The 6,081-nt window shown below is 55.7% G+C and carries 6 protein-coding genes; 3 read left to right on the top strand and 3 right to left on the bottom strand.

Annotated elements, in window-relative coordinates; all coding sequences use genetic code 11:
• Positions 1-199 precede the first annotated feature (199 nt).
• Positions 200-379, bottom strand: a complete 180-nt coding sequence (locus AC5JJ6_RS37220; protein ID WP_496046865.1) for a hypothetical protein — start codon at positions 377-379, stop codon at positions 200-202.
• Positions 380-956: 577 nt separating this feature from the next.
• Here AC5JJ6_RS37220 and AC5JJ6_RS37215 point away from each other — a divergent pair.
• From AC5JJ6_RS37215 to AC5JJ6_RS37205, 3 genes are all read left to right on the top strand, one after another.
• Positions 957-1,779, top strand: a protein-coding gene (locus AC5JJ6_RS37215) for an IS5 family transposase (RefSeq protein ID WP_496046864.1) whose coding sequence is annotated in 2 segments (ribosomal slippage) — positions 957-1,336 and positions 1,335-1,779 — 825 coding nt in all. Because the reading frame shifts where the segments join, the coding sequence is not laid out codon by codon here.
• Positions 1,780-1,995: 216 nt separating this feature from the next.
• Positions 1,996-2,583 carry a transposase gene (locus AC5JJ6_RS37210; protein WP_496046863.1) on the top strand — a complete coding sequence of 196 codons (588 nt, stop codon included), beginning with the start codon at positions 1,996-1,998 and terminating at the stop codon, positions 2,581-2,583.
• Between the two features lie 21 nt (positions 2,584-2,604).
• Entirely contained in the window at positions 2,605-2,787 is a 183-nt protein-coding gene (locus AC5JJ6_RS37205) for a transposase (RefSeq protein ID WP_496046866.1), read from the top strand.
• A 108-nt stretch (positions 2,788-2,895) separates the two neighbouring features.
• Here AC5JJ6_RS37205 and AC5JJ6_RS37200 read toward each other — a convergent pair whose 3' ends face one another.
• Together AC5JJ6_RS37200 and AC5JJ6_RS37195 are read right to left on the bottom strand one after the other, a co-directional pair.
• Complete coding sequence (locus tag AC5JJ6_RS37200; protein WP_496046862.1) at positions 2,896-3,909, bottom strand: glycosyltransferase family 2 protein; 1,014 nt, start codon at positions 3,907-3,909, stop codon at positions 2,896-2,898.
• 241 nt (positions 3,910-4,150) lie between these two features.
• Positions 4,151-5,314 carry a glycosyltransferase gene (locus tag AC5JJ6_RS37195; RefSeq protein WP_496046861.1) on the bottom strand — a complete coding sequence of 388 codons (1,164 nt, stop codon included), beginning with the start codon at positions 5,312-5,314 and terminating at the stop codon, positions 4,151-4,153.
• Between the last annotated feature and the right edge of the window lie 767 nt (positions 5,315-6,081).

The following is a 6,081-nucleotide window of genomic DNA, read 5'->3' as shown; positions in this document are numbered from 1 at the left end:
ATGTCCTGCCGCAACGCATTCAGAATACAGCAGTTCTTCATAGACGGGCTCTAAGCAGAGCATCAGACACCGGTGATTGCCATATTATGTTTATTTGCTGGTCCGTCTTAAAATACTTTTGCGGACGGCAATCTAAGGGCACAAGCCAAAACAAATGTGCTGCAACGACATGTAATATCCTTATGCTTTGTTGAAAAGCTCAGGCGGTTGCGGCGAGGAGCATAAGGTTGTTGGTGAGAACGCGGTGGACGAGTTCGCGGGCCTGAGCGTCGTCGCATCGCGTCGTGAGGGCTGATCCGATGCGGCGCTTATGCTGGTTGGAGCCGCTCTTGGCATGCCAGCGCTGGTTGCAAAGCGCGCAGTCGAAGCGTTTGCACATGCGTCGCCGGTACGCCGTTTACGGCCAGCGTCGCCTGATGTTGCGCCGGGTGAGGCGTTACCTGACCCAATGCCTCTCCACTAAAGCGAAGCAAGTCCAATGCCAGCCTCCTCGTCCATATAAGCAGCGAATCAGCCCACATCGCGCCGTGTCCACATACATCCGCGCACAGGTCTCATAAGCCCGTCGTTGCGAGAAGACCATCGCAGGCTCCTGGCCGGCAAAAGACAAGCCAAGGTCTGGCCGAAGGATTGCGATCCGCCGAACTGCATGGATCGGAAATCGGCTGGCGGCATTGCCTGAACCCAGTGCGTGACGACGAAATCCGCTCGTCGGGCCTCTCGCACAGCTCAGGTGACGTAGGCTGCGGCCTCGTTCGCGGCGCCACCGGAATCTTGCTCCAGCTGGCTCGAAAACCTCGGCGAGATGATGAGCGAGTGAAGCAGATGCAGCTCCGCGCCGAGGGAGAGCTGAAAAGCCTCATTGCCCCTCAGTGTCTGTCCGAAAACGTACCGAACGATCGGAATCGGTTGGATTGGCTCTTGGCGGCGGGTGCGGGAAGAAAGGAAGAGCGTTTATGTGGACGCCCGAGAACCGGCCGAAATACGACCGCAGCAAGCTGCGCTACCCGAGTGGTCTGACCGGCGAGGAATGGTCCATCACCGGCCCGCTGATTCCGCTGGCGAAGCGTGGCGATAACAAGCGGACGGTGGATGAGCGCGCGGTGCTGAACGGGGTGCTGTACATCCTCTCCACCGGCTGCCAGTGGGCGGCGCTGCCGAAGGACCTACCGCCACGCAGCACGGTGAATGATTACCTCCGGCGCTGGGACGAGGACCGGACGCTCGATCGCATCCACCACACGCTTTACGTGCTTTGCCAGGAGCAGACGGGGCGCGAGGCCAGCCCGACGGCCGCGATCATCGACAGCCAAAGCGTGAAGAGCGCGGAAAAAGGGGGGCTACATCGAGCTGTCGGGGTACGACGCCGGCAAGAAGATCAAAGGCAAGAAGCGCCACGTCCTGGTCGACACACAGAGCCTGCTGATGCAAGCCGACATTCAAGACCGCGATGGTGGCGTACTGCTGATGGGCTCGCTGTTCGGCCTCTACCCATTCCTGCTGAAGCTCTACGCCGACGGCGGGTACCAGGGTGCCAACTTCCAGGTCGGAATGCGCACGACCTGCCGGCAGATCAACGTCGAGATCGTCAAGCGGGCCGAGTTGAGCAAGTTCGTCGTGCTGCCGAGGCGCTGGATTGTCGAGCGCACCATCGCTTGGCTCAATCGCTGCCGACGGTTAGCCAAGGATTGGGAGTGTTTGAACCGCCGCGCGCTTGCCTATCTGCGGCGGGCCTCCGTTCAAGGCATGCTCCGAAGGCTATGTCAGAAAACTATATGATCCCGGATGGACTTTGAGAGAAGCATAGGTGCGCGACGCGACGTGCACCGCTCGGACCCGCTCCAGCAAAGCCGCATCCGCCTCGGTGTGGGCCCAAGGTGAACGGCGCGGCCAAGCGTAGTAGCGGGCCCGGGAGACGCCAAGGACGCGCGCCATCGTTTCGACCGGAAAGTGAGTCTGGTTCGCTCTCATGGGTTCGAAGACCCGGGCGGGATCGTGCCGGTCTCCCTTGCAAATCAGGCCTGGCTGCCCTTGGCGGTGTTCAAAGCTATGCTGATTCCGGTCTGGCACGACTTGTCTGATGTGCGGCTTGCCGAGGCGCTCGACGATCGCGCCTCGTTCCGGCGCTTTTGCGGCTTCTCGGCGCATGAGCCAACCCCCGAGCGCACGGCCTTCGTGCGGCTGCGGGCTCAACTGGTGGCCCGCGGCCTCGACCAGGCGCTTTTCGAGGTGGTGACTGACCAGCTTCGGGCCAAAGCGATCACAATCAAGACCGGCACGCTGGTCCACGCCACCGTGATTGCCTCAGCCAGCCATGCCGATCCTGAGGCGGGCTGGGCTGGCCACCAGCGGCGCAAGGCGATCCACAGCTTCAAGGCCCATGTCGGCGCCGATGCTGATACCGCCCTCGTCGAGGCGCTCTGCGTGACACCAGGAAATGTGCATGACGGCCGAGCTGGCGGCGGTGCCCTGCCTGAGGCACCCGGCGAGGTCTATGCCGACAGCGCCTACCGTGGCCCTATCTTTTGCGCAGCCGTCGCCGCCCGCGGTGATACGCTCCGCATCGTGCCGACGGGCATGTGAGGCCGCCCTGGTGATGACACGCTGCGCAAGCTCCGCCGCCGGAACTACGCCATCCACCAGGTCCTCAGCACCTGGAAGCGCAGCGACGGGCTGCGCCGCATGCGATGGCGAGGACTGGCCAAGGCTACCCTGCGGGTCCACCTCACCGCCATCCCTTACAACCTCCGCCGCTCACTCACCCTCTTGAACAACTCAGCAGCCTGACCTGACTGATCTCTCCAAGCGCTCCATCCGGCATCGCTGCTGAGCAGCTGAACTCAATGCTGGCACTCAGCCATAAAGCGCCTCAAGCGCTACCCGCGCAAAGGTCTCCTAATGCGTCCCCACCCGAGGTGGCGTCGAGCCAGAAATGGAAGGCGTTGCGAAGCTGACCGGTATCAGCCGACGAACAGCATAGGCTAAGCGCGGCATCAGCAACAAGCATAGTGTATAGGCACGTCGTAATAGATCTTCGTTTCGAGGATAATGACGCGAAAGAAGAATGCGCAGTGCTGCGCGACGTCGCCCGCCCAAAGCGTTCTCCGTTGTCGCTGCCCTAGCGATGAAAGTCAGTAGCGCATCCCGTGCTTTCTCTTCTTCTAAAGAAAGGCCTTCAAGTGCGAGGACTTTGTCGTAAAGCTTCCAGCAGGTGTCGTGTTGTGTGAAGCGTTGGCTTTCCGCCCACAGCCGGAATTGATACACAGGTTGCGCAACGAAAGCGAAGGCCGCGTCGGGGTAAGCAAGCGCTAGGCGGATACTGAAATCCGTATCAACCGCCAGTCCAATCTCATCCCTATTGCGAAAGCTGACTCTTTTGGCCGCATCGGCGCGAACTAAAAAGCCTAGTGGCAGGACATGTCGGCGAAGAGCAGCGACAAGCAGGTCTCGTCGCAAACCGGCGTGCTCGAATGTGCGTCCCAAATCTGCATTCTCTTTTTCGGTCATTTTCTGCAAGTATTGTCCTCGAGCATCGATATGCTGAAGCGTTCCATAACTGAGAACAACATCAGGCGCTAAATCGTAAGCAGCTGCCATCGTCGTGATAGCGCCGGGCAGAAGCAGGTCGTCGTCATGCAGAAGAAGCAGTCGATCGCCGCGAGCGCGAGCAAGCAATTCTTGCATATTTCCCACTTGGCCAAGACCAGGAACATGCCTCCTGTACCGAATTGTAATGCCAACTGGCGGGATCAAGCCAGCGACCATTCGCTCTGTTTCCTGATCTGTGGAGTTATCGCCAATGTCTATTTCAAGTGGGCGATAATCCTGCGCAAAGCATGAGTTCAGTGCGGTAAGCAGAAGATCGGGCCTTTGAAATGTTGGCACCGATATTGTGATCAGATTATCCATTATGTCCTCCAGCTTGTGGTTGAGTTTAAAAAGCTTGTTGGTACAATGCATTTTGCTTGATACTTCGACCACTACCACGGTTCTTGAAAGCAAATTTCAGAATATTCTCTCCATGTAGCTGGTGCCACTTTTGCATTATGCGCTTTCATACTGGTTTTTAAAACCGCTTGCTTTTGATAACGCATCATAGATCAGGTAAGCCAAGACAGAAAACCGTATCAAGCATATTCAATTTTATGCCTTATGGCTGCCCAGTCATAATGCGTGCTGACGAGGGAGGATTCCAAGTCTGAAAGCGAGCTCCACGCAAAGATTGAATGACTCCGAAACTTGTTGCAAAAAATGCAAAGATTATATCAGTTACACAACCAACAGGTCCCGACGGTTGGAGGCGGCAAGCTGAAACCAGACAAATGAACATACCAACGCCAACACCAATAACACTCCATGCGCCTGCAAATATTAATCCTGTAGTCAAACAAACAAGAGCTCCAGCCAATGTATAACCTGTAAACCATCGTAAGAGTTTATGAGAAATATACATATACTGTTGTAGCGCACTAAGATGATGTAGACGTGGCCTCAAGAGACGATGCACGTTGAAAGCTTGACAGCTAATGCGAATTTTGCGGCGAAACTCCTCGGCGGGCTGCGACACTGTCGTTTCATAAGCAATGGCATTTCCGGCGCGTACAATCCGGTGACCTTCGCACAGGATAGAAAGTGAGACATACATATCATCGATAATATCATTGGGCGGCGGGCAGTGCAACGTTCGCCGAATCGCAAATATGGATCCGTCAGCGCCCATAACGGATCCGATCCGACTCTCTAATTCTTTAGTATGCTCTTCTAATCGCCAGTAAAGTGATCCTGCCGCCGCGCATCCGTCTGTGGTGGAATAAATAAGATGACCACAGACACAACCGACACTGGCATCTGCGAAAGGTTGCAGTAAGTTGATTATGCTTTTTGGCGAAAATACTACGTTTGCATCAGAAAAGACAATGTAATCGGCTGTCGTACGGGAGATCAGAGTGTTCATTCCATGTGTCTTTCCTTGCCGATTTGGGGACACAATAATATTTATTCGGTCGGCGTACTCAGCTAGAATTTCTGGCGTCGAGTCCGTAGCACCATCTACCCAGATGAACAGTTCAAGCCCGGGGAGATCGGCGCGCATAGCGAGCATGTTCTCTGCCTTGGCTCGAATCACACTAGCTTCGTTGTAAGCACAAACGCAGAGCGCAACGTGAGGAGGCTGCTCACACACAAAACTCGTTCCAAGCTTAATCGGCTTAGGGGATACTCGGGCTAGCAAAGCCAAACTAAGTGGATAGGTGCAAAATGGATGTAACGCCACGGCTGTGAGAACTCCCGCCACGCAAATCAAAATGATGTCCATTGTTCCCACCCGATGATGTTGATTGCGGTTTGTGCACAACGATGACCACGAAAAAGAGAAGACAGCCATCCAATAAACGGCCTGAATCTCTCGAATGACGGCAATTTTATGCGAATTTTGCACCTCAGATGAATTACATCAACACAAACCAACTTTCAGTTTAAAACTTTGAGAGTCACCTCCTCAGGCGTCTCACTGTCTGAATTTGGATAGCAGTTCTGAAGAAGTAGGACGGACCTGCGATAACACTTCAATCCCGAATTCACGAAGCGAGTATTATTCCGGGATTTCAGCATCAGGTCGAGGATATATAAAGAACTGTGATGCATGGTGTGTCTGTTCGAGCTTTAACATTATTAAAGTGCAGCGCAATGGCACGTTTCCGGACCCTGATGACTCCAATTGATCAGGACCGGTTTGTAGTTAGCGATGCGGTTTAGAAGAAAGTCGCCTCGCTGCCGCCGGGCAAGGCGACCGACCCGAGAGCGAGTTGCAACGATAACTGGCTGTTCCTGCGGGCGGTACTGTGGCCTGTGCGGGCCTAGGCGCCCTGGGGCGACATGCGGAATCGGTTCGGCGTCTGGAACAGCGTATTCCAACAGTTCCGCCGGTGGCTGCAGGCTAGGGTGTTTAACCACCTCCTCGAACGAATGTCAGATGGGCCGGCATTTGGATATGGCTTGATCGACGGCACCATCGTCTCCGCAGACGACTAGCTGTTTGGTCCCGGGATTTTGTGGTGCGGGTTCTGGATGCATCTAAACGGC

The sequence above is a fragment of the Skermanella sp. genome (assembly GCF_059503625.1).
The sequence above is the reverse complement of the archived record's forward strand: the minus strand, read 5'-3'. Positions and strand labels throughout refer to the sequence as shown.

What these genes read in the sequence shown, in the direction of transcription:
- AC5JJ6_RS37220 (WP_496046865.1), bottom strand. Translation starts at nt 379, where the DNA reads ATGTGCAAACGCTTCGACTGCGCGCTTTGCAACCAGCGCTGGCATGCC.
- AC5JJ6_RS37200 (WP_496046862.1), bottom strand. Translation starts at nt 3,909, where the DNA reads ATGGATAATCTGATCACAATATCGGTGCCAACATTTCAAAGGCCCGAT.
- AC5JJ6_RS37195 (WP_496046861.1), bottom strand. Translation starts at nt 5,314, where the DNA reads ATGGACATCATTTTGATTTGCGTGGCGGGAGTTCTCACAGCCGTGGCG.